General features: G+C 36.3%; 23 protein-coding genes. 5 read left to right on the top strand and 18 right to left on the bottom strand.

Annotation, left to right across the window (positions count from 1 at the left end):
• Positions 1-45: 45 nt before the first annotated feature.
• From IGI58_RS13350 to IGI58_RS13335, 4 genes are all read right to left on the bottom strand, one after another.
• On the bottom strand, positions 46-768 hold the full coding sequence (locus IGI58_RS13350; protein WP_429953018.1) for a hypothetical protein: 723 nt from the start codon (positions 766-768) through the stop codon (positions 46-48).
• 1 nt (position 769) lies between these two features.
• Positions 770-1,585, bottom strand: coding sequence for an ABC transporter ATP-binding protein (locus tag IGI58_RS13345; protein ID WP_429955290.1), 816 nt, complete (start codon positions 1,583-1,585; stop codon positions 770-772).
• A 14-nt stretch (positions 1,586-1,599) separates the two neighbouring features.
• The gene (locus tag IGI58_RS13340) at positions 1,600-2,679 is read right to left on the bottom strand and encodes a HesA/MoeB/ThiF family protein (RefSeq protein WP_429953020.1); all 1,080 of its coding nucleotides are present in this window, start codon (positions 2,677-2,679) and stop codon (positions 1,600-1,602) included.
• Between the two features lie 191 nt (positions 2,680-2,870).
• Positions 2,871-3,827 carry a hypothetical protein gene (locus IGI58_RS13335; protein ID WP_429953022.1) on the bottom strand — a complete coding sequence of 319 codons (957 nt, stop codon included), beginning with the start codon at positions 3,825-3,827 and terminating at the stop codon, positions 2,871-2,873.
• Positions 3,828-4,506: 679 nt separating this feature from the next.
• Between IGI58_RS13335 and IGI58_RS13330 the strand changes: the two genes are divergently transcribed.
• Positions 4,507-5,370, top strand: coding sequence for a helix-turn-helix domain-containing protein (locus tag IGI58_RS13330; RefSeq protein ID WP_429953023.1), 864 nt, complete (start codon positions 4,507-4,509; stop codon positions 5,368-5,370).
• A gap of 439 nt (positions 5,371-5,809) precedes the next feature.
• Here IGI58_RS13330 and IGI58_RS13325 read toward each other — a convergent pair whose 3' ends face one another.
• Both IGI58_RS13325 and IGI58_RS13320 read right to left on the bottom strand, forming a co-directional pair.
• Positions 5,810-6,193 carry a MerR family transcriptional regulator gene (locus tag IGI58_RS13325; protein WP_429953024.1) on the bottom strand — a complete coding sequence of 128 codons (384 nt, stop codon included), beginning with the start codon at positions 6,191-6,193 and terminating at the stop codon, positions 5,810-5,812.
• A gap of 60 nt (positions 6,194-6,253) precedes the next feature.
• Complete coding sequence (locus IGI58_RS13320; protein WP_429953025.1) at positions 6,254-7,447, bottom strand: MFS transporter; 1,194 nt, start codon at positions 7,445-7,447, stop codon at positions 6,254-6,256.
• 150 nt (positions 7,448-7,597) lie between these two features.
• On the opposite strand from IGI58_RS13320, the gene IGI58_RS13315 reads away from it, so the two are divergent.
• The 4 genes from IGI58_RS13315 to IGI58_RS13300 all read left to right on the top strand — a co-directional run bounded on the left by IGI58_RS13315 (position 7,598) and on the right by IGI58_RS13300 (position 10,125).
• Complete coding sequence (locus IGI58_RS13315; protein WP_087639515.1) at positions 7,598-7,969, top strand: MerR family transcriptional regulator; 372 nt, start codon at positions 7,598-7,600, stop codon at positions 7,967-7,969.
• Positions 7,970-8,066: 97 nt separating this feature from the next.
• Positions 8,067-8,729 carry an alpha/beta fold hydrolase gene (locus IGI58_RS13310; protein ID WP_429953027.1) on the top strand — a complete coding sequence of 221 codons (663 nt, stop codon included), beginning with the start codon at positions 8,067-8,069 and terminating at the stop codon, positions 8,727-8,729.
• Between the two features lie 136 nt (positions 8,730-8,865).
• Positions 8,866-8,952: a putative holin-like toxin gene (locus tag IGI58_RS13305; RefSeq protein WP_225533224.1), complete on the top strand. Its 87-nt coding sequence runs from the start codon at positions 8,866-8,868 to the stop codon at positions 8,950-8,952.
• 234 nt (positions 8,953-9,186) lie between these two features.
• Positions 9,187-10,125, top strand: coding sequence for an ROK family protein (locus IGI58_RS13300; RefSeq protein WP_429953028.1), 939 nt, complete (start codon positions 9,187-9,189; stop codon positions 10,123-10,125).
• A gap of 52 nt (positions 10,126-10,177) precedes the next feature.
• Here the strand turns inward: IGI58_RS13300 and IGI58_RS13295 are convergent, their stop codons facing one another.
• The 12 genes from IGI58_RS13295 to IGI58_RS13240 all read right to left on the bottom strand — a co-directional run bounded on the left by IGI58_RS13295 (position 10,178) and on the right by IGI58_RS13240 (position 25,067).
• Entirely contained in the window at positions 10,178-10,306 is a 129-nt protein-coding gene (locus IGI58_RS13295; protein ID WP_254909537.1) for a hypothetical protein, read from the bottom strand.
• 2 nt (positions 10,307-10,308) lie between these two features.
• Positions 10,309-11,679 (bottom strand): 23S rRNA (uracil(1939)-C(5))-methyltransferase RlmD, encoded by a 1,371-nt coding sequence (gene rlmD, locus IGI58_RS13290; protein ID WP_429953029.1) that lies wholly within the window; start codon positions 11,677-11,679, stop codon positions 10,309-10,311.
• Between the two features lie 165 nt (positions 11,680-11,844).
• The gene (locus IGI58_RS13285) at positions 11,845-12,486 is read right to left on the bottom strand and encodes a deoxynucleoside kinase (protein WP_429953030.1); all 642 of its coding nucleotides are present in this window, start codon (positions 12,484-12,486) and stop codon (positions 11,845-11,847) included.
• 17 nt (positions 12,487-12,503) lie between these two features.
• Positions 12,504-13,190: a nicotinamide riboside transporter PnuC gene (gene pnuC, locus IGI58_RS13280; protein WP_429953031.1), complete on the bottom strand. Its 687-nt coding sequence runs from the start codon at positions 13,188-13,190 to the stop codon at positions 12,504-12,506.
• A 276-nt stretch (positions 13,191-13,466) separates the two neighbouring features.
• On the bottom strand, positions 13,467-14,531 hold the full coding sequence (locus IGI58_RS13275; RefSeq protein ID WP_225532961.1) for a diacylglycerol kinase: 1,065 nt from the start codon (positions 14,529-14,531) through the stop codon (positions 13,467-13,469).
• A gap of 16 nt (positions 14,532-14,547) precedes the next feature.
• On the bottom strand, positions 14,548-15,978 hold the full coding sequence (gatB, locus tag IGI58_RS13270; protein WP_087639511.1) for an Asp-tRNA(Asn)/Glu-tRNA(Gln) amidotransferase subunit GatB: 1,431 nt from the start codon (positions 15,976-15,978) through the stop codon (positions 14,548-14,550).
• A complete protein-coding gene (gatA, locus tag IGI58_RS13265; protein WP_429953032.1) occupies positions 15,978-17,447 on the bottom strand; it encodes an Asp-tRNA(Asn)/Glu-tRNA(Gln) amidotransferase subunit GatA in 1,470 nt (489 codons plus the stop codon). Before gatA ends, gatB begins: the two co-directional genes overlap by 1 nt.
• Complete coding sequence (gene gatC / locus IGI58_RS13260; protein WP_087639509.1) at positions 17,447-17,752, bottom strand: Asp-tRNA(Asn)/Glu-tRNA(Gln) amidotransferase subunit GatC; 306 nt, start codon at positions 17,750-17,752, stop codon at positions 17,447-17,449. Before gatC ends, gatA begins: the two co-directional genes overlap by 1 nt.
• A 243-nt stretch (positions 17,753-17,995) precedes the next feature.
• On the bottom strand, positions 17,996-20,035 hold the full coding sequence (gene ligA, locus IGI58_RS13255) for an NAD-dependent DNA ligase LigA (protein ID WP_429953033.1): 2,040 nt from the start codon (positions 20,033-20,035) through the stop codon (positions 17,996-17,998).
• Positions 20,036-20,525: 490 nt separating this feature from the next.
• Positions 20,526-22,769, bottom strand: a complete 2,244-nt coding sequence (gene pcrA / locus IGI58_RS13250; protein ID WP_429955292.1) for a DNA helicase PcrA — start codon at positions 22,767-22,769, stop codon at positions 20,526-20,528.
• Positions 22,770-22,900: 131 nt separating this feature from the next.
• Positions 22,901-23,440 carry a hypothetical protein gene (locus IGI58_RS13245; RefSeq protein WP_429953034.1) on the bottom strand — a complete coding sequence of 180 codons (540 nt, stop codon included), beginning with the start codon at positions 23,438-23,440 and terminating at the stop codon, positions 22,901-22,903.
• Between the two features lie 154 nt (positions 23,441-23,594).
• The gene (locus tag IGI58_RS13240) at positions 23,595-25,067 is read right to left on the bottom strand and encodes an alpha-amylase (protein ID WP_429953035.1); all 1,473 of its coding nucleotides are present in this window, start codon (positions 25,065-25,067) and stop codon (positions 23,595-23,597) included.
• Positions 25,068-25,167 lie beyond the last annotated feature (100 nt).

The following is a 25,167-nucleotide window of genomic DNA, read 5'->3' as shown; positions in this document are numbered from 1 at the left end:
TTCAAGTCATTATATTCAACTTTACAGAATTAATTTTTCCTATTTTTAACGATCAAACCGATTTTTTCTATAGCCGTAATAGCAAATCAATAAAATGAAAATCAGCGTTGAAGAGATGATTATATATATGTCCGATGTCAATGCTTTATTTTTTTCTTCGAACAAATTTTCCAGATAATTGATGACTTGACTTGTGTAGAGATACTTACTATATTTTTCAAAATCTTCACTTATTATTTTTAAAATAGGTATTAAAGCAAATATAAAAATTGTAGGAATACACATGGACGAAGCAACCATTTGATTGGAACTATAAAAACCTATCACCAATCCAATCAGCAAACTAATAAACGTTCCAAGAGATGTGATAATCAGAAATGGCAGTATCGATATACGATCCGGCAACCAGAAGAAACCAATGACAGCATTTGTCAATCCAATCAAAAAAAATGAAGGAATAATGCTTCCAAGAATATATTGAAGTGGCGAGACACTTCCTACCATAAGAACTCTAAGCATATTTGATTCTTTGTCAGAAGACAATGGTAACGCAGACATCATTATTCCACTCATTCCCATGGAGAAGGTTAAACCCGTAGTGATAATAAATAATGGCATCGTTTCTAACTGCTCCGTTGGTGCATATCGATCTAGAATAAAACAAAAACCAATGGCTAAAAGTAATGAACTTAACAATTGAGGACTTGTGACAATGTTGATTAATTTAACTTTTGAAATAATCATAACTTTTCGAATGGAACGTTCCATATTAATTCAACTCTTTTCCTGTTAATTGTAAGAAAATCTCTTCTAAATTAGGTTCATTAGAATGGATAGTTAAAATATCTTTATCGATCTTTTGCACATTTTCTCTCGTTAAGTTTAGTGTTTTTTGGGTATCGTCTTTATAAGTTATATCAATTTTAGGCTCTTTATAATACTTTTTCTTCAAGATTTGAGGAGAATTACATTCCACGATCTCACCACCATGCAACAAAGCCACTTGATCGCATAGAATTTCAGCTTCGTGCATGTTATGAGTTGTCAAAAACAGTGTCATTCCTCGTTTCTTTTCTTCGAGAATGAGCTGATGAATTTCTTTCATCGTTTTGGGATCAAGCCCACTAGTCGGTTCATCCAGGAACAATAACTCTGGATTATGTAAAAGAGCTCTAACTAAAATAAGCCGTTGCAGCATTCCTTTTGAAAGCTTTCCAGCCTTTTTTTTCTTTGCAGCAGTCAACCCAACTCTCGACATCAAAAGATCAATTCTAGCATTCGGAATATTATAAATTTGAGCAAATATTTTTAAATTCTCATAACAACTTAACTGTTTAAAAACACCGCTATTATCAGTGACGATTCCAATCCTTGTGTAAAAATGAGAGTCAATTGTTTTTACATCTTGATCAAGAATTTTTGCTGTTCCATTCGAGCTTTTTATCTGTCCAGTTAAAATCTTGATAGTAGTTGTTTTTCCAGCGCCAGAGGGCCCTAAAAATCCAAATATTTCTCCCTTTTTTACGTTGAAATTTATTTTTTTTAATGCAGTCTGATTCCCAAAATTTTTGCTGACATCATTCATTTCTATCGCATAAGTCACTCGCTGATCCTCCTATAGTTCCTAATAAAATAATCACACAGACAAAAAATAGCTAATGGTATACTTGAAAAAAATAGAATAAAACAAATTATAGCTATATGAATCGTAAATACATTTGCCCTGAGAAGTACTTGAATTGCCTGACTAAAAGCAAATCCTGAAGCTAACGATACCACCTTCATCATCATTTCTTTTTTGCTACTTATCATCCAAAATATTAAAAATAAGACTAAAAATTGAAGACTCGTACTGATTAATCCAACGATCAAAAATAAAAAAATCCTGAGGTTTCTTTTTTCACGAGAAATAGATGGTTCATAAAGATTTTCATAGCTTATAGAATCATTAAACCTAACCTTGTCGATACGGTTGCATAATATATTTAAAGCTTCGAGATTTACCTCAGCTGCAACTTTTTCCATGATCATTGGCAAAGAAGTCCCTTTTACATGAACACGTGTCAGCTCTTCGGTTGCGGCTATTTCTTTTTGATAATGATTGGGTAGGCTGGGGTGGTACGTTGGGCCTAAAATGATCCCATTTCCCAATGTACCGCCAGATGTGTATGGGATATTCATATGACTGAAGTAATCACTGAACAGTCTCATATGATTGTCTGGCGTATCGACGGCTTTGATTACAAGATTTACTGGATCATGAAGAGTTAAAATATCTGACAGTTGGATATATGGATTAGTTATTTTTCTTTTATATGTAACAATCTCTATATCTGGATTGATTTTACTTAACTTATTCTTTAATACAGAAACTTTACTATGATTGATATCCGCCTGGTCGTATAATAATTGTCGGTTAAGATTATCTATTGAGACATTATCATCATCTATCAAGATCATTTTTTTTATTCCTAAGGCTGTCATAGCCCATGCTGAATGAGAACCCAGACCGCCACAGCCTAAAATAAGTACCGTCTTTTCTTTAACGCTATCATAAAGATGTTTTTCACTTTGAGCTAAAAACCAACCTCTATTTACAGAGTCTACCTTAGTTGTTTCGATCAGTTCCTTCGTTAAAATATTCAAGTTAAGCAAGGCTTCAAGATTCTCATTTCCCACTATTAGTGCTGCCTGCTCTATATTACATGGTAGATTCGCTAAAAGTTCATCAACAATGAGCGTTGGCAAGGATAATTGTTGTTCTACTCTGCTGAATAAATACGTGAGCCTATCTTTTTTTAAAATAGAGCAATAAGGATTCAAATAAAGATTTTTAATATTTCACACGTCCTTTCAAAGCGCGACCTCATTCAAAAAATTTCCGCTATGGCAATAATGAGCATAGCTACAAGTACTATTTTTTGACTCCATAGGAATAAAAAGAAGCATAGTCTCTGAAGATTTAAATCATTCATATTTTTAAAAAAATAAAAAATATTCATATTATCTGCAATCAAGCTCGATTGAGTCAGCTCAGTCAAAATTTTTTGTCCATCGCTTTGGCTAAATAATAAGCACATATTTTGTATAAAAAAAAGAAAATTGATCACACTGACCAATAACCAAAATGATTTTGTCTCTCCCGCAAGCATTCCTCCCAGAAAAGAGTATAAACTCAAAACGAGATTAAAAAGTGGACCCGCGAATAAAATAGCTATTTTATCGTTCAGCTCCTTTAAAAATTGTATTCCTGTAGTATCAACACTGACTAAGCCCTTTTTTATATTCAAAGAAATCGTAGGAACAAGTAATCCTCTATTTATGGCAAAAAGAAAATGACCGATTTCGTGAAATAAAATGCTGACTACTGTTATCAAAAACACTTGGACGAATAGAAAAATCAAGTTTTGCTCCTCTATAGATTTCCAAGCAGAAACATATTCACTCATAGAAAAAAAAGTCGAAAATGCTACTGCAATTATTCCTCCAATAATAAGGAATATAAAACATAATTTTTCTAAAACTATAGATGTAAAGCTCTTCTTAACTTTTGAAACATTCACTCTTAAAAATGATTTTTTTTTCGTTGGATTAAGCAACCCAATCGATTCAAAGATTTCCATAAACGATATAATTTCAGCCTGAGTGTATTTTGAATTTGCTTCCAGTTCAGAGAGAGAATAATTTTTTTCCAGCATAGATAAAAATGTAATTTCCTTCTCACTAACAAGATAATGTTGGTTACTGAGGCCATCATAAAGATGATACTCTTCTTTATTTTGAAGACGTTGATAACAAATCAAAGAGTTTAAGTCATAATCATACATAAGTTATTCCCCTCAAAAAGTAGATCACCCCTATTATCAAGTGATACTCTTCCTATTTCTAATTATCGTCAGGTACTTTTAAATAGTAGCGGGAGCCAAGGCACTTATCTCCAAATAATCAATTAATTTGGTCTTGATAAAGTCATATCTCCCCTTGGATACTCCCGCATAAAAATGTTGATTGAACTTTCATACTACTTTAATTCTCAGAAGTAAACTTTTTTTAACAAACCTCATAAGTAATTCAGCATCTATAACACGTAATGTTTATATTCTGAGAATTAAATTTTAGTCTGATTAGCAAACTACAGCTGCAATCAATCCACCTACAACTAAAAGTCCGCCGACAATAATAAAGTTAGCGTCTTTTTCTTCAACTTTTTTGAATTCCATTATTCATACCTCCCTTCCAATTTTCTAAAAGATAACAGGTTAAATTGTTCTATAAAAAAAACCATAGTACGCATAAAATAACAGGCATAATTTAAACACCTCCCCCGTAATCTTCTGTTTTATATTACAACAAAAAAAAATAATAACGCTATATAGTTAGTATTTTATACAAAAAAATAACTATATTTTTATCTATTTATAGGTTAAAATAAATCCAAATTCAGGAAAAAATCTCAGGGAGACCTAAGTACTTTTTCTGAATAATATATAAGGAGAGATTGTAATCATGCAAATAAACGAAATAGAAATCGGCGATATTCTAAAAAGAATCAGATTGAGCCATAACTATACCCAAGAATACGTAAGTAACAATATTATCTCTAGATCCTATCTTTCCTTATTAGAATCAAATAAATATTCTCCATCTATCAAAATACTATTGGAACTATTAGAGCGCTTAAATACAGAATTAGATGAATTTGTTTTCTTGATTCAACAAGAAATGGATAAGAATAACAGCAATCTAAGGTTTAATACAATAGAAAATTACGCAGAATATACCGAAAAAGAGTATCTGGAATTGAAAAATCATTTAGAGAAAAAATATTCAGAGGATAAATTACTAAAATACAAGCATCTGTTAATCGTTCTGGAAGCACATTGCAAATTTAAAAGCAAGAAAAATTTATTAGACAGTCGTAAATCCGTTGACTCTATCAATAGCTACTTTAAAAGTATCAATAGTTGGACGATTTATGATTTTAGATTGTTTAATAATACGATGTTTTGTTTTTCAACAGAAGAAATTCTAGATATGATGCCCATGATTTCAGAGTACATTGAAAAATACAGTTCATTTTTTTTAGAAAAAAATAACATCTTAAGTTTTATATGTAATCTATGTACGTTACTCATTATGGAAAACAAATACGATCCTGCCATCGAATATGCATCCTTTGGAAAAGATATTGCACAAAAGAATAAGCAGCTATACCAATGGCTATTTTTAAAATGCATAATCTGCTATTGCAATTCCAAAGTAGATACATCCAATCCTTGTCATATGGATCATTTAGAAGAAAAATTACATTTGGCAAGACAATTAGAGTGTATGGAGATTCTTGAATTTTTTGAGAGGTTGCGTAACTGAGATGATAAGATATAAAAGTAACTCTACACGTCATTTTCAACAGCTATTTTTCATTCCATTAGTAATTAAGCTGATAATTTTTATATCAATGATAAAAAAAGATAAATTTTTTATTTACAAAACAAAAAAAGAGTGTTATTATACTCATATAGAAATATTAATATTACTATATGTTAAAAAAGAAAGGAGGAATTATTCATGTGGGTGGATATCGTTAAGTATTGGTTAGATGTTACTTCTAACTTTTTCAATTTCTTTAAATAATTAATTACAGAATAGGAGAAAATGTGTATGTTCATTATCAATATTATACAAGGTATTTTAAATACAGTTTCAGGTGTTTTAGGTTGGTTTAAATAAGCTTTAAAACAAAAAAGAGGAAGTGAGCTTTAGTTCACTTTCCTCTTTTTTTACCGTCATTTTTTTGTCTATATAGTTTTCAACTAAATTTCTTCAATTTTTTCTCAGTAGGAACCATGTGACTATCATAATTTTCAATCTTAAACTTCAAACGATCTAATGCGCTTTGCATCATATCCACTCGTTCTTCTAAAATGATTTTCTGCTCGTTCAATAACTCTAAACGTGCGGGAACTGTGTGATCACCTCCCTGAAAAAGACTTAAATACTCGATCAAGGATTCAATTGAAAGACCTGCGTTACGCATTTGTCTGCTAAAAATGATCCAACGTAGATCTTCCTCATTAAATTCACGAATCCCGCTTTCGGTCCTTTTGACTGGCGGAATCAATCCAATCCGCTCATAATAACGAATTGTATCCGCTGATACATTCGTTTCCTTGCTTGCTGTACCAATATTCATACTAAGCTCTCCTTATTTCATAGCATATCGTTTAAACTAAGCTTTAAATCAATGGGACAATCACAATTTTTTTATTCGTATTCTTTTCCAAAATATATTTCCTATTGTGATAACCGCTAAAAGTAATAACAAAACAGCCTCTAAAAAAAATATTCCCCGAATTGACAAAAAATTAGATATTCTCTCAATCAACGCAATCCCGTAAGGCGAAAATGCCGAACCTAGATTGAATCCTACTAACAATAACGACATTCGAGAAGCTGCCTTTTGTCCTGAGTCATTATTAACTCTGTTAAATATATAAGGAATAAAGGTTCGGAAGGCAAAACCACAAATCATTGCTCCAATCCCCGTAATCCATACACGATCAGAAAGTCCAATCACTAGCATTGCCAAACTCATCATGAGAAATGAAAGCGGCAATGTCCATTGTTTGGTCACAGAAAAAATGGGCCCAAATAAAAAACCAGCAATCATCGCGCCAACTCCGATCAGTGATAAAATGTTACTGCCATCAGTTGCATTTCCATATCCTAAAGTCGTCACCAAAAAAGTGCCCTTAACAGTTATCGACATATACATACACACAACCAAGATCAATAAGCAAATATAGCTTACAAATACTTTAGTGGACAATATTTTTTCAATCAATTTTACTTGCTCAGAATCGCTTTTATTTTCACGTTTTGGACTTAGCTCGTCTGGAGAAATCTCTGGTACAAATAGAGCAAACAAAATAAAAATCGGTACTACAATCAGATAAATCCAAAAGCATGCCTGCCAATTGATTTTCAGTAACTGCCCCACAACAAACGTCAATGACATTCCGCCGATCCCTTCAAATGCACTTTGAAATCCGATGGCTGCCGCTCGTTCATTTCCATGATAAAAATAGCTAATAATTGAAATAAGCAGCGAATTGAACATCCCTATACCGAAACCAAAACAAGCTCTTGAAATAAATATGATTGCAAAGTTAGTCACTATAGCTGGAATGATCCCTGAAATCAAAACAATTCCTAATCCCAGCAAAACTGACTTTTTATAGCCTATACATTTAGCAATCTTTGTACTCAATAATACAGCTGGAATAATGAATAATGCTGGAATCGTTGTTAGCATCTCTACCAATGGCAATGGAATCTCAGGAAATGTTTGAGCGATCGCTGGTAGATTTGCTCCAATCGCGGCACCTGAAACAACTATCAATGATACTGCTAAAATCGAAATTTTCCTCATTTTTAAACTGTCCACTTTTTTCCCTCCTCAAGCTCTTTTCTTTTTCAGGATACCTCTTAGAGTACACTCAAAGTCAAGGAACTATTAAAAAAATTACAAAGCTTGACTTAGAGCCAACTCTACGTGGTAAAATGAAATGAGAAAACTGTTCAGGAGGATGAAGCAATGACTTATAAAATCCAAGAATTTTCACAAATCACAGGTCTGAGTCCATATACTTTACGTTTTTATGAAAAAGAAGGTCTCATTACCGTAAATAGAGACCAAAATAATATTCGAATTTATGATGAACAGAATAAAGAATGGATCGATTTTTTCTTACACTTAAAAAAGACTGGTATGACGATCGAAGATCTCAAACAATACATCGACTGGTGGCACGAAGGAGATGCAACCAATCAAAATCGATTGGCGCTTTTACAAAAACAGAAACAAATTGCTTTAAATGAAATGAAACAAATTCAAGAAGGAATCGATATGCTGGATTATAAGATCGAGAAATACCAAAAGAAAGTCGATACTAGTCGAAGAAAATAAATACGATTTTTTCAACCTTGACATGATGCTGTCAAGGTTCATTTGTTATACTTCTTCTTAGTAATACAATAAAAATGACCACCAGGAGGAACATATTATGACAATGATCAACGTTAACGGTACTGAACTTTTTTATACAAAATCAGGGCACGGAGAACCAATGCTATTACTACACGGCAATGGAGAGGATCATCATATTTTCGATTGGCTAAGTCAAAAATTACAAAAAGAATTTACAGTGTATGCGATCGATAGCCGTAATCACGGAAAAAGCGCCCAGACAGAACAGTATGATTATGAACGAATGGCTGATGATATCATTGATTTTATCGATGTGTTGAAGCTTGAAAAGGTCAATATCGTTGGTTTCAGTGATGGTGCCATCTTAGCGATCATCATGGGCATCCAAAAATTATCTTGTCTCAATAAACTAGCTCTTTTAGGCGCTAATACAAGCCCTGATCAGCTAAAACCTGAAATATTTGACCATATTGTCGAAAAATATGAAGAAACGAAAAATCCTTTATTTAAATTGATGATGGAACAACCAAGTATCCCTTTGCAAGAATTACGTAAAATCGAAGTCCCTACACTGATCATCGCTGCTGATGATGATCTATGCGAAATAGAGATATTTGAACAAATGCACCAACTGATTGAAGCTTCTGATTTGAAAATCATGGAAAACCAAGATCACGGTAGCTATATTATTGATAACGATATCTTAGCAGAGCCGTTACTTGATTTTTTCTCTGCCTAATTACAAAAACGAGCCAGATTTATTAAATGAACTGTGTTATGATCGATGAGTAGAAAAGTGAAAAAGATGGTGGCTAACTCCTAGAAAAAGGGGTGATGCTTATGGTTCTCTGCTTTATCCCTGGAAAGGAATAGACATGTCTGTTTTTGAAGCACTTACGCTGATGGTTGCATTTGCAACTTTAGTTGTGCTGATCATAGACCAAGATAAACCAAAAAAATAACCATCTAATTCCACTTGGACAGTAATTAGATGGCTCCATTTAATTATAGTCACCGTCTTTTGAACGGGTCTACAAGAGAGGTAGGAATTTCTACCTCTTTTCATATTCATCATAGCATAAAAATATAGTTATGTCACACTGTTCCAAGATAATGAACGATGTGATTTGTTTTTTTAATTCCAAGATATCTAAAAAGATTGTAAGAAACCTATTCCATCGAAAGGATCTCACGTTATGATTACTCGTAAACAAGCATTATTAGTTCTTGACATAGGAGGTTCGGCTGTTAAATATGGCATTTGGTGTCATAAAACATTGTATCACCAAAGTATTTTTCCTACGCCGCGAACTAGAAAACAGTTTTATGCATCTGTACAGCAATTATATGAACGATTTTCAGATGAATTTTCGATCATCGGAGTAGCTGTCAGCTGTCCGGGAGAACCTGATGAATCGACTGGAATGATTCGGGGACTGAGCTATGTTCCTTTTTTGCACATAGGTGAATTTCAAAAAGAGTTTTCTGAATTCGTGGGCTTACCTGTCTCATTACAAAATGATGCAGATAGTGCGGCATTAGCTGAGACGACTTTAGGGATCGGTAAAAATCATCAAAATGCATTATTTACGATTATTGGATCAGGTGTTGGTTTATCCATCGTAAAAGATGGACGCATTCTTAAAAACGCTGCTGAAAAAATCGATACAGTCGAGAAATTGATCGCCGATGCAATAAAAATGATGAATAACTCACACGTGTCTCCTGTTCAGCTAGGAAGAACAGTCTCTTTAAAAAATTTTAAATGGCCAAGTACGATCGAAGGAAAAGATGTGTTTGAGCTTGCAAAACAAGGAAATCATGTTGCTCGTCAAGAAATCGAGCGCATGTATTCAGCACTTGCAGAGATCATGATTTTTCTAAATGACGCCTTCTCTCCAGAATTCATTGGTTTAGGCGGAGGAATCAGTAATAATCCTGAGTTATTACCTAATCTAAATAAAAGGATCACTGAATTATTAGTGAGCCAAAAACCTAAAATCGATATTTATCGAAGCTTATTAAAAAAAGAACATGAATTATTGGTACCCAATATAAAAATTTGCCACTTTAAAAAGGATGCCAACTTGATTGGCGCAGCACTTCATTATCAAGAGACATATTCACGATCATAGTAAAAAACCAATGCCATTCTTCACAGAAATGTGGAACGGCATTGGTTTTTTATTATTTATTGTATATTTTTGGTCCTTTTCGCATATTTCTACGATCATTCTTCGGTGCTTCCATCTGCTTAGATCTACCACCGCTTTGTTTCTTTTTGATCAGCTCAAGCATTTTCTTTTTTGTATCCATCTTTACACCACCTTTGTCAGTAACGTCACTGACTCGATATGGGTCGTTTGAGGAAAATTGTCTACTGGTTGAACTTCTTTTACTTCATAACCACCCTCTACCAACAAAGCAAGATCTCTTGCTAGTGTTGCAGGATTACAGCTAACGTAAACAATGCGCTCTGGTTTTGTTTCGATCAAGGTATCGACTAAGCTTGCTTCCAATCCTTTACGTGGAGGATCAACGATCACAACATCTGCTTTGATCTCTTGTTCCAATAATCTTGGTAACGCTTCTTCCACAAGTCCGGCAGTAAAGGTCGCATTTGTAATACCGTTTAGTTGAGCATTACTTTCCGCATTTTTCACGGCTTCTTCAATAACTTCCACACCATAAACCTGTTTCGCATCTTTTGCTAAAGTCAGACCGATCGTACCGATACCACAATAGGCATCAACGACTACTTCATTACCTGTTAAAGCTGCGTACTCTTTTACTTTATTATACATTACTTCTGTTTGCTGTGGATTGACTTGATAGAATGAACGAGAAGAAATTTCAAATTTCAAATCAAAAATCGTATCAATGATCTGATCTTCACCATGAAGTAAAATTGTTTCCTCACCAAAAATGACATTTGTTTTTTTCGGATTGACATTCTGTACGATGCTAACCACTTCAGGAAGCGCCTCTAAAATATCCGGGACGATTTTACTTGTCGGGAATAGTTTTGGTGTTCTTGTAATCAGAACTACCATCATTTCTCCAGTATGATAGCCTCTACGAACAACGATATGTCGTAAGTTTCCAGTGTTATCAGACTCATTATATGGTTTCACACTGTAACGTCTCATGATATCACGAATCTTGATCACTGCTTCATCGATCTTAGGATCTTGGATATAAAAATGTTCCAATGGAATCAAATCATGGCTATTTTTTCTAAAGAAACCTGTTTGTAATTGATTATCGATTTTTCTTACTGGAATTTGTGCTTTATTACGATAGCCCCATGGGTTTTTCATTCCTAAAGTATCTAAAACTGGCACATCCGGCAATTTGGCTACACGCTGCATCACGTTTTTTACTTGGTTGGTCTTGAAATTTAATTGGGCTCCATAAGCTAAATGCTGCAGTGGGCTGATGCCGACTTTGGTAAAATTTCGATCTTTGACTGGTACACGGTCTTCACTCGATTTTAAAATAGTCACTACTTTTCCATAGCCAAAGCTTTTACCGACTTTCAAGACTTTGATTTCGATTTTCTCACCTGGTAAAGCATCTTCTATAAATAGCGGATAACCATCGATTTTAGCTACACCCATTCCTTCATGAGTCAAATCAATGATCTCTACTTCGATCGTTTCATTTTTTTTTACTGGAAAATTATTCATAGGTCGCTCCTTCTTTTATACGCTTCACTCATTCTAATGAAAAAGTACAGGAAAAGCAATAGAGAGTTCGGATTTACAGTGAAAGAATTATATTTTTAATGCAGAACGTAAAAAGATGAGATAAAAACGGTCTTCTTTACCTCATCTTTCATTATTTCATTTAAACTAGTTGATTTCAGCCAGTTTATTTTCAATCAATTGAATCACTTCTTTTTTTGCTTCATCATTTTCGATAAAATCATATTTATCTCCATCGATTTGAATTTTTGGACTTTCATCATAGTCTTCAAACCATTTTTCATAGCGGCTATTTAGCTCTTTGTAGTATTCATAGAGTTCTGGATCATCGTCGACCTGCTCGTATGAACGTCCTCGTCGTTTGATTCGTTCCAGCATTTTGGGAAAAGATACCTTGATATGAACTAATAGATCTGGACGCTTTTTATGTGCAGCATACGGTAGTTCCTGCAGCATGTTTTCTAACAACGAATCGTAGACCTTCACCTCAGTTTCATTTGCTCTGCCCAAGTCAGCATTCAAATGGAAAAGCAATGAATCTTCGTAGATCGAACGATCTAATACATTATTTTCATGAGATAACGCTTGTTTAATGCTATCAAAACGTTTGTTTAAAAAATAAATTTGTAATAGAAATGCATATTTTTGAGGATCTGCATAAAACAAAGGTAATACTTCATTATCATCAACAGATTCATAAAATGCCTCTGAACCTAAATATTCTGAAATAATTTCTGTCAAACTGGACTTTCCTGCACCAATTGTACCTGCTAAAACGATCACTGCCATCGAACTCCCTACCTATATTAATTATTTTTTTTAATTTTCAACCAATGTATCATACCATATATCGAGTTAAAGGTGTACATACAATACATAACAAACAATGCATAGTCCCCGCCAGCATGTGTCCCGGCTTTAAACCACAAAATGATAGAAAATAAGTTTCCTAATAACCAAAAAACAAATTGTGACTGATACCGATTGATCATCAATAGCATTCCCGTTGCTGAGACACTAAAAGTTACTGCATCAAGTGTTTGCTGTGCATCGTTGACAAATCCTAGAAGATAATAAGCAGCCAGACCGATCACTAGCCAAATCACCCCCGCATATAACCATTGAACTCCTCTTAAGACTTTGACCTCTGTCACACTTCCAGTTCCATCTTCACTTGCTTTCAGCCAAGCAAATAATCCTGTAATATCCATGATGATATAAAACGTTTGAAGCAGTACCTCTGCATAGACTCTTGTTTTTAGACCAAAATAACCAATGATCAACGCACTGATAAAACCGAATATATAGTTACTTACTTTTCCTTGAGCAATCAGATTGACACAAATAATTCCGGATAAGCCTCCAACTAATGTGATCCAACTGGATGGATTAAAAAGAAACGCGATCAATTGGACTAAAATCATTATTATCAAAAATAAATAGCTTTTTCTTTGCCAGCCTTTAAAATCATTTATAATAAAATTTGCACTCATCTCAAACAAACCTCTCGCGACTGTTATTATCACCTTCTGCAGAATTGACGACTTCATTAATTTACTCTTGTTTGCATCAGAAGTCAATGAGAATCCTTCTCAACAATGAATTATGAGAGCTTTTTTATGCTATATATTGTGTTTGCTAATCATACAGAAACCATATATTGTGTTTTTCCGATAAACTCTCTCATTTTTGAATCAAGCCTCCTAATTAAAAAGAGGTCCCAGTCAAAACTAAGATGTTTTGACTGAAACCTCTTTTTCATGAAAGAATCAACCGATTTGTCCATTGTTATCAATATCTTCTTCGGTCAAACGCTCAACTTCTTTTACAAACTCTTTGCTTGCTGCATGATACTGATCTTCTTCTTCCTGACCATCTTCATCCTTATATTCACTTAGGACCGATCCCATGATCGCATTTGAAGGAATCGCATCGGCATTGGCAAACATTTCAATATGCTGATGTAAATTCGTAAATTCCATTGGAGCATCGCCGCCATATTCTCCGTCTAAATTGATCATCATCTTCGCTTTGGGATCTAGAGTTTCAGCATGTAAATAGCTTGTTTTCGTATAAATCAACCGTGGATCTTCCACATGCTTGCCACCATTTAACATCAAGGCAACTAAATGAAGGATCTCAAAAACATTTGCTGTTTTAACGATGATCAAAGAAAATTTGCCATCATCCAGTTTGGCGTCGGGTACGATCGTTTCAAATCCTCCAACTGAGTTTGTCAGCCCAAGGAAAAACATGGATGCATTTCCTTCATATACACCTTCATCGTATTCCATCCGCATCTTGATTGGTTTGACCCGCGGCAGCATTTCAGCACCCTTAGCTAAATAAGCAAGGTAGCCAAAAATACTTTTCAGTTCTGAAGGAACTTCATACGTCAACTCAGTTAAATGACCACCTGCTGCGATATTGATAAAATAGTTCTCGCGCGCACGGCCAATGTCCATTTTGACTGTTTGGTTTTTGCGAATCACTTCCGCTGCCTTGACAATATTATCTCGAGGGATTTTCAATGCTCTTGCATAATCATTCGTTGTTCCAGCAGGTATAATCGCCATCTTAGGACGATTTTCTAAAGGAGCGATTCCGTTCACTACTTCATTGATCGTTCCATCTCCCCCCGCTGCAACAATCAGGTCAAATCCCGATTCGGCTACACGGCGGGCTTCATTTTTAGCGGAATTTTCTTCTGGAGTTGTGGCAAAAGCACTAGCTTCATATCCACATTCTTCCAAGATCGAAAGAATGTCTGCTAGATTTTTCTTGACTAGTTCTTTACCGGAAGTTGGATTATAAATTACTCTTGCTTTTTTCATCTGCATCTGCTGCTTTCTATCGTTTTGTCAATTCTTCTTGGAGCAGTTTGTTTACAACACCTGGGTTTGCTTGACCTTTCGTTGCTTTCATGATTTGACCTACTAAAAAGCCGACTGCACGGTCTTTCCCATTTTTGAAATCATCGACAGATTGTTGATTGTTATCCAACACATCATTGATGATCGGCAACAATTGAGAAGGATCAGAAAGTTGAACTAGACCTTTCGCTTCAACAACTTCTTTAGCATCTCCGCCATTTTCGATCAATTCTTTAAAGACTTTTTTCGCGATTTTCGAACTGATCGTGCCATCTGCGATCAACGTGATCATTCCAGCTAGATTTTTAGGCGTTAGTTTTGTATCAGCCAACTCGACTTTTTCGCTATTCAAGTAAGCAGAAACTTCACCCATCAACCAGTTTGATACTTGTTTGGCATCTGCTCCCTCTGCTAAGGCAGCTTCGAAGAAATCAGACATTTCTTTCGTCAATGTCAAGACCATTGCATCGTATTCTGGTAATCCTAATTCTTTCGTATATCGTGCACGGCGAGAAGCAGGCATTTCAGGTAGGCTTTGGCGTACTTGTTCGATCCATTCATCATCGATTACAAAACGCGGTACATCAGGTTCTGGGAAGTAACGGTAATCACTTGACCCTTCTTTGACACGCATCAATAATGTTTTATTCGTCGTTTCATCAAAACGACGCGTTTCTTGTTGGATTTCGCCGCCTGATAGTAATACTTTCGCTTGGCGTTTTTCTTCAAAGGCCAATCCTTTTTTAACGAAGCTCATAGAGTTCAAGTTTTTGATCTCGGCTTTTGTTCCGAATTCTTCTTGCCCGTATGGACGTAATGAAATGTTGGCGTCACAACGCATTGAGCCTTCTTCCATCTTCACATCAGAAACATCTGTAAAGAGAATGATCGAACGTAATGCTTCTAAATAAGCATAAGCTTCTTCTGGTGAACGCATATCCGCTTCTGATACGATTTCGATCAGCGGTGTTCCTTGACGGTTTAAATCGACGTAAGAATAACCACCTTCTCCATGAATATTTTTACCAGCATCTTCTTCTAAGTGAACACGTTCGATTCGAATACGTTTTGTTTCGCCTTCTACTTCAATATCGATCCAGCCATCATGACCGATAGGTTGGTCGAATTGAGAAATTTGGTAGGCTTTGGGATTATCTGGATAAAAATAGTTTTTACGGTCAAAATGTGTGTCTTTTGAAATTTCACAATTTAAAGCAAGTGCTGCTTTCATTCCAAAAGCAATCGCTTCTTTATTCATGACTGGCAAGACGCCTGGGTAACCCCAGTCGATCACATTTGTGTTGCTGTTTGGCTCAGCACCAAAATGAGCCGGCGCTGGTGAAAAGATTTTAGAGTTTGTTTTTAATTCTACATGGACCTCAAGTCCGATGACAGTTTCAAAGTTCATTAGTCATTCCCCCCTAAGATCACAGGTTTTTTCGTGTGGAAATCTGTTGCTTGCTCAAATGCATAGGCTGCTTTATACATCGTGCTTTCATCGAAAGCTTTCCCAATGATTTGTAAGCCTACTGGCAATCCTTCTGAGAATCCAGCCGGTACGGACATACCTGGTAATCCAGCTAAGTTCACTGGAATCGTCAATAGGTCATTCATATACATCGTGATTGGATCATTGATGTTTTCACCTAACCCAAAAGCGACAGTTGGAGATGCTGGACCGATAATAATATCATACGATTCAAATACTTTATCAAAATCTTGTTTGATCAAAGTTCTAACTTGTCCTGCTTTTTTGAAATAAGCATCATAATAGCCAGCACTTAATGAAAATGTCCCTAACATAATACGACGTTTTACTTCAATACCAAAACCTTCTGAACGTGAATTTACATAAACGTCTTCAAGATTCTTCACATTTTCAGAACGATAGCCATAGCGAATACCGTCAAAGCGTTGTAAGTTTGAGCTTGCTTCTGATGAAGCGATGATATAGTAAACAGCTACACCGTATTTTGAATGTGGTAAGCTGACTTCTTCAACCGTTGCGCCTAATGCTTTAAATGTTTCTGCCGCTTTAAGGACAGCCTCACGAACTCCAGCATCCACACCTTCACCAAGATATTCTTTTGGCAAAGCTACTTTCATGCCTTTGATGTCGCCTGTTAAGCCCGCTGTAAAATCAGGAACAGATACGCCGGCAGAAGTGCCGTCTTTTTCATCAAAGCCACTGATGGCATTCAATGCTAAAGCATTGTCTTGAACGTTTCTAGTCATTGGACCGATTTGATCTAAGCTTGAAGAAAAGGCGATCAAACCAAAACGAGATACACGTCCATATGTTGGCTTCATGCCGACGATTCCGTTGAATGAAGCTGGTTGGCGAATACTTCCACCCGTATCACTTCCCAATGAAACAGGAATTTGACCAGCAGCAACTGCTGCTGCCGAACCACCTGAAGAACCACCAGGAACTTTTGAATGATCCCAAGCATTTTTTGTTTGTTTGAAATATGATGTTTCTGTACTTGCACCCATCGCAAATTCGTCCATATTCAATTTTCCAACTGGGATCATATCTGCTTGATACAATTTATCCATTACCGTTGCATCATAAATCGGATTGAAATTATGCAGCATTTTTGACGCTGCTGTTGTTAAAATATCTTTGGTTACAATATTGTCTTTGACACCGATCGGGATTCCAGCTAAAGGATTAGATTCAGTGATCCCTTTTAGGTCGATCGCTTTCGCTAGCTCCAACGCTTTTTCTTCACTAACTGTAATGAATGAATCGACATCTTTTTCTGTTTCTTTGATGCGATCCAAGGTTGCATGTGTTAAGTCAGTTGCGGTGATTTCTTTTGATACTAAAAGATTGTGCAGCTCTGTAAGTGATTTATCGTATAATTTCTCCATTATGCACCAGCCTCCCCGTTATCGATAATTGCTGGCACTTTAATATAGCCATTTTCTGATTCAGGCACGTTTCTCATTAACTCATCACGATCCATGCCAGGTACGGCATGATCTTCACGCATCACATTGATCGAATGCGCAACATTAGAAGTAAAAGGGACACCCTCTGTGTCTACTTCTTCTAATAATTCCACCATATCAATGATCTTGCCTAATTGATCAGTAAAATCTTTTAATTCTCCATCGGAAAATGATAGTTTTGATAATTTTGCTACATGTTTCGCTTGTTCTTCACTAATTGCCATGGATACCCTTCTTTCCTTTAGAAGAACTCCGACAAGTTGATTCTATAAAGAGACTTGCTCAAAAATAGAAGACCGACTTGTTAGAGTTCTTTCGTTCAAATTTATACTGTTAAATGAAGCATTTTTATTCAATAAAACAGCTTTTTCCTTATTCTATCATAAAATTCTAAGAAAATTGGCTAGAGACCAAAAAAATCACTTATAATTGAAAAAAATTGTGATGATTTAGCGATATAGCCCCTCTTATGAATCAGCCGTTGTACTGTTATCAATGGCTGTGACCATTTGCTGTTCATCCCAAACTTCGATCCCAAGATCCTGAGCTTTGGTCAATTTACTTCCAGCATCTTCTCCAGCAACCACAATATCCGTCTTCTTGGAAACACTGCCGGTAACCTTACCACCAAGACTTTCGATTTTTTCTTTCGCTTCTTCACGATTATAATGCGTCAGCTTCCCAGTTAAAACGACTGTCTTGTCTTTGAATGGAGATTCTACTGCAGCTAATTGAGCCGTACGAATCCCTTTGTATTCAAAATTCACACCGGCTTTTGTCAGTTCATCCATCAATTCATGAACTTCTTCATTATCAAAGTAAGTGACTAAACTATCGGCAATTGTTTCACCAATGGAATCTAACGCCACAACATCTTCTTTCGTTGCTTTACTGATTGCCCATAGATCGCCAAAATGCTCCGCTAAAACTTTTGCTGCTTTCGCTCCCACATGACGAATCCCTAAACCAAAGATCAGACGCTCAACAGAATTTTCCCGACTGGCTGCGATCGCCTGAAAAATATTATTTGCTGACTTTTCTTTGATCTTTTCTAAAGTCATTAATTGCTCTTCTGTTAAAAAGTACAAATCAGCTACATCAGCAACCAGACCAGTATCGTACATCTGCTCCAATACTCTTGGCCCTAAACCGTCAATATTCATTGCATTTCTAGAAACATAATGATTTAGTCCTTCTTTGATTTGAGCAGGACATTTTGGATTGATACAACGTAAAGCAACTTCTTCATCCAAATGGACCAATTCGCTGTCACAAACTGGACAATGTGTTGGGATCTCGTAAGGTCGACTATTTTCATCACGATTTTCCGTCAGGACTTGAGCAACCTCAGGAATGATATCTCCTGCTTTGTAAATAAGCACTGTGTCATTCAGACGAATATCTTTCATCGCGATAAAGTCTGCATTATGCAAACTCGCACGACTGACTGTTGTTCCAGCAACTCGTACCGGCTGCATTACAGCAGTTGGTGTTACAACACCCGTTCGTCCGATCGTCCATTCAATTTCCTCCACGACCGTTTGAGCTTCTTCCGGCGGGAATTTATAAGCGATCGCCCAACGCGGAGCTTTGACCGTAAAGCCTAGTTCATCCTGAATCGTAAACTCATTGGTTTTGATCACGATCCCATCGATTTCATAAGGAAGCTCTGTTCGTTTTTCATGATACTCTTCAATATAAGCCCAAACTTCATCAATATCCTTACATAACTTTTTCTCAGGATTTGTTCTTAAACCAATTTCAGACAATTCATTAAGTGCATCAAACTGTGTCTGAGCCGTCATTGGTCCAAAGTCTGCTACCGTATATAAAAAGGTGTTCAAATTTCTTTTTGCTACCATACTTGTGTCTAGTTGACGTAAACTTCCGGCAGCTGCATTTCTAGGATTCGCAAAGACATCTTGTCCTGCTTCTTCCCGTTCTTTATTCAAATTAACAAAAGACTGCTTCGGCATGTAACACTCGCCACGCACTTCGATAGAGATCGGTTTCTTCAATTCTAACGGAATCGATTTAACTGTTTTCAGGTTTTCAGTAATATTTTCCCCTACCGTACCATCTCCTCGAGTAGCCCCCTGAACAAATTTTCCATTTTCATATTTCAAGGAAATCGCTAGCCCGTCGATTTTCAACTCGCAGCAATAACTGACCGGTTTTCCAGCGAGTTTTTGCACACGTTCATCAAAATCATAAATATCCTCTTTGCTGAACCCATCGTTCAAGCTATACATTTGAACTTCATGTGTGACCTTCTCAAAACCAGATAAAATTTTACCACCCACACGTTGCGTTGGTGAATCAGCAGTGATCAAGTCCGGATATTCTGTTTCTATATCTACTAATTCTTTGTATAAGCGATCGTACACATAGTCTTCTACAGTTGGCTTATCTGCCACATAATATTCATGAGCATACTGATTCAACTGACCGCGCAATTCTTTTACTCTCTCTGTTGCTTCGGCTAATGTCAACGGCACCTCTGCCATGGTAGATCCCTCCTAAATTTAAAAGCGGAACAAGCCGTTTAACCTTGAATGAAAAATAGGAAAAATAGATTGAGACGCTTTTTGTCTCACTCTATTTTTGTCTTTTTTCCGAGAGGTTGGCTTGTGCAGCTGGATAATGATAAAAGCAGAACAGGTCGCTTAGCCTTGAATGGAAAATAGGAAAAATGAAATGTGGTGCTTTTTGCCACAATTCATTTTTATCTTTTTCCCAAAAGGCTGACCTGTGTAGCTGGATAACGATAGATGCGGAACAAATCGCTTAATCCTGTAGAAAATTAGGAAATTGACTTTGAGGTGTTTTTTGCCTCACTGGCAATTTGTCTATTTTCCTAAGGATTGATTTGTGCAGCTCGATAACGATAGATGTGGAATGAGCTTGTTCAGCTCTGACAGAAAAATAGAAAATTGACTTCGTGACTCGTTTTTTCACAATGACTCTCTCTTTTTCCTGATGTCCATTTTGCACAACCTAAGATATTTTTTCAATCGGAGCAAATGCCGCCAGTAATCGTTTGATTCCTTTTTCCGGAAATGCCACATCCAATTCCAAGTCTTTCGCTGTACCGCCCACTCGAACCACAGTTCCTGTGCCCCAAGCTTTATGTTTTACTTTGTCGCCGGCTTTCCACGCCATTGCTTCACCGCCGCTTGCCACTTTGTCCGTCACCGGCTGTCTCGTCGGCTGCGTATAAGCAGGTTTAAAGACTTTTGGTTCAAAGGTTCTTGCTGGCGCTTTTGGTGCTGCGATCGAACCTTGCTGGTCCATCAATTCTTCATCGATTTCATCTAAAAAACGACTAGGACGATTATATTGCGTTTTACCATATAAAGTCCGAGAAAAGGCATTCGAAATATATAAAATTTCTTCTGCTCGCGTAATCCCTACATACGCAAGACGGCGTTCTTCTTCAAGCTCACTTTCTTCCAGCATCGCTCTGGAAAGTGGAAAGACGCCTTCTTCCATTCCAATCAGAAAGACGACTGGGAATTCTAACCCTTTCGCTGCGTGCAAGGTCATCAACGTTACTTGAGAAGTGCTTTCTTCAAGATTATCTAAATCGGAAACTAACGCTAAATCATTCAAGAAAACAGCTAATTTTTCTTCTGGTGCATCCGCTTCTTCTTCACTTTGGCGTTCATAGCGTTTATCAAATTCCTGTGTTACGGTCAAAAATTCATCCAAGTTTTCAAGACGTGCTTGCGATTCTAAATTATTCTGTCTCACTAATTCTTCACGATAGCCGCTGCGTTCTAAGACTTCTTTGACTAATTCTGTGATCGTCAAGTAAGGGATCATCTGTGTTAAATCCTGGATCATCAAGCCAAAATTACCTAATTCTTTTCCAGCCTTACCAGTAATATTCGCTAAATCGACATTTTGAGCAGCTTCTAGTAAAGACCAGCCATGCATTTGGGCAAAGCTTCTCAATTTTTCAACTGAGCTTTTACCAATGCCTCGTTTTGGTTCATTGACCACACGTTCAAAGCTAAGTGAATCCATCGAATTAGAAATAATGTTTAGATATCCTAGAATATCTTTGATTTCTTTACGATCATAGAACTTGTGTCCACCAACCATTGTATAAGGAATATTCGACTTCAACAGCATTTCTTCCATGACCCGCGACTGTGCATTCGTGCGGTATAATACAGCAAAATCACCATAGATTCGATCTTTTTCACGCATTTCTTTTTGGATCTGACCAACGATGAATTGCGTTTCATCTCGTTCATTGTCCCCTCGATAATAAACGATTTTTTCACCATCTGTATTTTCCGTCCACAAATTTTTATCCCGACGATTACGGTTATTTTTAATGACATTATTTGCAGCATCAAGGATTTTTTTTGTTGAACGATAGTTTTGTTCAAGTAAAATCACACTAGCATCTGGGTAATCTTTTTCAAAATCCAAGATATTTTGCATATCAGCGCCACGCCAGCCATAAATACTTTGGTCTGCATCACCAACGACACACAGATTTTTAAAACGGGCAGCCAGCATATTGACTAAGGTATACTGTGCATGGTTCGTATCTTGATACTCATCGACATGGATATAATGGAACTTATTTTGATAATATGCGAGAGAATCTGGATGTTCATTGAAAAGACGAATGGTATTCATGATCAAATCATCGAAATCCATGCATTGATTATTTCTAAGTTCTTTTTGGTACATTTTATAACATTTGGCCACAACCTCTTCATAGGGTGTGCCTTGCAATTCTTCGACTTTTTCAGGAGTCTGTAATTCATTTTTGGCATTACTGATAGTTCCTAGGATCGAACGTGGATCGTATTTTTTCACATCGATATTCAATTCATTTAAAATTCGCTTCATCAATGTTCGCTGTTCAGAGGTATCGATGATCGTGAAATTACGATTATAACCGATATGATCTACATCTCTTCGCAAAATCCGAACACACATCGAGTGAAATGTTGAAACCCATACATCATCTCCGCCAGTTTTAAGTAGTTTTCCTACCCGTTCACGCATTTCTTTTGCGGCTTTATTGGTAAAAGTGATCGCTAAAATATTCCAGGGATTCACATCTTTTTCTTCGATCAGGTAAGCGATACGATGGGTCAACACTCTCGTCTTTCCACTTCCTGCTCCAGCCATAACTAATAATGGGCCTTCTGTATGCAAAACAGCTTCTTTTTGCTTTGGATTCATACCTTGGATCAAGGCGTTTTCTTGTGCCATCATCAACGTCCTCTCTCTTTTTTCAATCTTATCTATTATACCAAAAAAAACACAAAAGCTGAACTGATTATTACCAATAGGTTTTGATCAGTTCAGCAAAATGTAAAGGGATTAAGTTGTAATAATGTTTGCTACTCTTCCGTAGTAATACTATCTGTATCTTCTTGAGTGATCAACAAATTTAGAACCTCACTACCATCAGGATTTAAGAAAATAGCTCGGATCTTGACATCCGGGATGATTGCTTTTGCTCCATCGATCACTGGTTTCAAGCCTTTGACCAAAGTTGGCTTCAACGCTTCTGCATCAACGTCTGCAACAGATTGTTCTGCAAATGTGTACGTATAAACGATCGTACTGTCTTCTCCTTCAGTGATTGAAATATCTGAGTACATTCCCTCATATTGTTTTTTCAAATTAGGAACCTGAGACTGAGCACCTTCGATCATCAATTTAAATGTTTTAGAGTTGCCTGACTCATCTGTTTTTTCAAGACTCTCACTTGAAGAAGATTCTAGCTTCTCACTAGTAGAAGACTCTGAACTTTCTTTTTGACTACTACTGCTAGTCTTAGTATCGCTACTCGCTGATTTGTTACTTGTGTTTCCACATCCGCTAATAAATAGCATTCCCATAACAACAAAAACAAGCCCCAATTTCATTTTTTTCATTTCCATTCTCCTTTTAAACACTTTTTAGTACTTATTAACTTTAGCATATTCTATAGAAACATTCTATCTGATTTTGAGGAATTTCTCCTTTTCTACAATACTTTTGCCAAAATTGTTTCACTAGTAAAAGGAAATGTATAGTTGATACATTTGCTCATGCATTATTCATTATTTTTTTAGCCATTTCTTCATTCACATAGATGGAGACCTCTCCACCATTGACTGGAAAATCCCCAGCTCCTTTTTCATCTAAAATAATTTTTGCTGTATTATTTCCTAGAATATCGATGAAGGTTTTTCCAGCGTGAATCGCACTGATCGTCATATTCTTTTGCCCAGACTGAGCATTGGTCATAATCACAGCAAATCCTGATTGTTCATTCTCAAAAACCCCGGTTCTGACCCAACCAACGACATTTGGATCGTCAAAATAGTCCAGTTCATTTCCATAAGCTAAATATTCTCGGATTTTTAACAGCAAGTTCAGTTTTGTGCCAACGGGTTCTACATTTTCACTAGGAATACCAAAAAGGTCACCCCAAAAGACAACAGGTGTTCCAGACTTACGTAAGAGGATCAATGCATAGGCATGAACTTTAAACCATCCATCGACCCAAGACTCTAAACTTTGACCTTTTTGAGTATCGTGATTATCGACAAATGTCACAGCCCACTCTGGTCGTTCTTTTACTAACGTTCCTTCAAAAATATTCCGCATATCGTATTGACCATTTGAATTGGCCGCTTCATATAAGTGATAATGTAATGGAACATCGAATAAGGAAATCAATGCGCCAGATTGATCGATATACTTGAGTAATTTTTCTATGTCGCCATTCCAATATTCACCAACTACGAACAATTCTCTACCTTTTTCTTTTCTTCTATTTAGTAACCAATCAACAAAGTAGTCAAACTGAATATGCTTTACTGCGTCTAGACGGTACCCGTCAACATCTGTTAATTCTTGATACCATTGTCCCCATTTATTAAGCTGCTGAACAGTTTCAGGATAAGATAGGTCTAAATTACAGCCCATCAAGTAATCATAATTCCCATTTTCCTTATCAACATCGTCTTTCCAGCCCTTCCCATCAAAATTAAAAATTCCGTGGTCTTTACGGCGATCATCAAAATCCACACCCGAAAAATTTCTCCATGTCCAGATATAATCGTCATACATTTGTTTTCTTCCTGGAAAAGTAAATTTCGTCCATGCTGTGATCTCTTCTTCTCCACTGATTTTTTCATTACGATTTTCTGGACGGTATTTGACCGCAGAAACGTTTTCTTCCTCATCGGCTCCTATAAAATGATCAAACACAATATCAGCATACACATCGATCCCAGCTTCTTTTAGTGATTTGATACACGCTAAATAATCATCCTTAGTGCCATATTTTGTTGAGATCGTTCCTTTTTGATTAAATTCACCTAAATCGTACAAATCATAAGGGGCATAACCAACATCATCGATCCCGTTTGCTCCTTTATAAGCTGGCGGCAGCCAAATACCAGTAAAGCCCGATTTATGTAGTTTCTCTGCCAGCTCCTTCACACGCTGCCAATGAAGACCATCTGCTGGTAAATACCATTCAAATCCTTGTAATATCGTACGATTCCCCATACTCATCCCTCCGATTTTGTTATTTACATTAAGCCAAGAACGCGTGCTCTTGTCAAATAATAGATTTGCTCTTAGCAACATTTGAACGTTCAAGAATTTT

It is taken from the genome of Enterococcus sp. AZ020 (assembly GCF_050499205.1).
Classification (GTDB): domain Bacteria; phylum Bacillota; class Bacilli; order Lactobacillales; family Enterococcaceae; genus Enterococcus_L; species Enterococcus_L dunnyi.
Note: the sequence above shows the minus strand (reverse complement) of the source record. Positions and strands in the feature narration are given on the sequence as shown.

What these genes read in the sequence shown, in the direction of transcription:
- IGI58_RS13350 (WP_429953018.1), bottom strand. Translation starts at nt 768, where the DNA reads ATGGAACGTTCCATTCGAAAAGTTATGATTATTTCAAAAGTTAAATTA.
- IGI58_RS13345 (WP_429955290.1), bottom strand. Translation starts at nt 1,585, where the DNA reads ATGAATGATGTCAGCAAAAATTTTGGGAATCAGACTGCATTAAAAAAA.
- IGI58_RS13335 (WP_429953022.1), bottom strand. Translation starts at nt 3,827, where the DNA reads ATGTATGATTATGACTTAAACTCTTTGATTTGTTATCAACGTCTTCAA.
- IGI58_RS13330 (WP_429953023.1), top strand. Translation starts at nt 4,507, where the DNA reads ATGCAAATAAACGAAATAGAAATCGGCGATATTCTAAAAAGAATCAGA.
- IGI58_RS13325 (WP_429953024.1), bottom strand. Translation starts at nt 6,193, where the DNA reads ATGAATATTGGTACAGCAAGCAAGGAAACGAATGTATCAGCGGATACA.
- IGI58_RS13315 (WP_087639515.1), top strand. Translation starts at nt 7,598, where the DNA reads ATGACTTATAAAATCCAAGAATTTTCACAAATCACAGGTCTGAGTCCA.
- IGI58_RS13310 (WP_429953027.1), top strand. Translation starts at nt 8,067, where the DNA reads ATGACAATGATCAACGTTAACGGTACTGAACTTTTTTATACAAAATCA.
- IGI58_RS13305 (WP_225533224.1), top strand. Translation starts at nt 8,866, where the DNA reads ATGTCTGTTTTTGAAGCACTTACGCTGATGGTTGCATTTGCAACTTTA.
- IGI58_RS13300 (WP_429953028.1), top strand. Translation starts at nt 9,187, where the DNA reads ATGATTACTCGTAAACAAGCATTATTAGTTCTTGACATAGGAGGTTCG.
- IGI58_RS13295 (WP_254909537.1), bottom strand. Translation starts at nt 10,306, where the DNA reads ATGGATACAAAAAAGAAAATGCTTGAGCTGATCAAAAAGAAACAAAGC.
- rlmD (WP_429953029.1), bottom strand. Translation starts at nt 11,679, where the DNA reads ATGAATAATTTTCCAGTAAAAAAAAATGAAACGATCGAAGTAGAGATC.
- IGI58_RS13285 (WP_429953030.1), bottom strand. Translation starts at nt 12,486, where the DNA reads ATGGCAGTGATCGTTTTAGCAGGTACAATTGGTGCAGGAAAGTCCAGT.
- pnuC (WP_429953031.1), bottom strand. Translation starts at nt 13,190, where the DNA reads ATGAGTGCAAATTTTATTATAAATGATTTTAAAGGCTGGCAAAGAAAA.
- IGI58_RS13275 (WP_225532961.1), bottom strand. Translation starts at nt 14,531, where the DNA reads ATGAAAAAAGCAAGAGTAATTTATAATCCAACTTCCGGTAAAGAACTA.
- gatB (WP_087639511.1), bottom strand. Translation starts at nt 15,978, where the DNA reads ATGAACTTTGAAACTGTCATCGGACTTGAGGTCCATGTAGAATTAAAA.
- gatA (WP_429953032.1), bottom strand. Translation starts at nt 17,447, where the DNA reads ATGGAGAAATTATACGATAAATCACTTACAGAGCTGCACAATCTTTTA.
- gatC (WP_087639509.1), bottom strand. Translation starts at nt 17,752, where the DNA reads ATGGCAATTAGTGAAGAACAAGCGAAACATGTAGCAAAATTATCAAAA.
- ligA (WP_429953033.1), bottom strand. Translation starts at nt 20,035, where the DNA reads ATGGCAGAGGTGCCGTTGACATTAGCCGAAGCAACAGAGAGAGTAAAA.
- pcrA (WP_429955292.1), bottom strand. Translation starts at nt 22,769, where the DNA reads ATGGCACAAGAAAACGCCTTGATCCAAGGTATGAATCCAAAGCAAAAA.
- IGI58_RS13245 (WP_429953034.1), bottom strand. Translation starts at nt 23,440, where the DNA reads ATGAAAAAAATGAAATTGGGGCTTGTTTTTGTTGTTATGGGAATGCTA.
- IGI58_RS13240 (WP_429953035.1), bottom strand. Translation starts at nt 25,067, where the DNA reads ATGGGGAATCGTACGATATTACAAGGATTTGAATGGTATTTACCAGCA.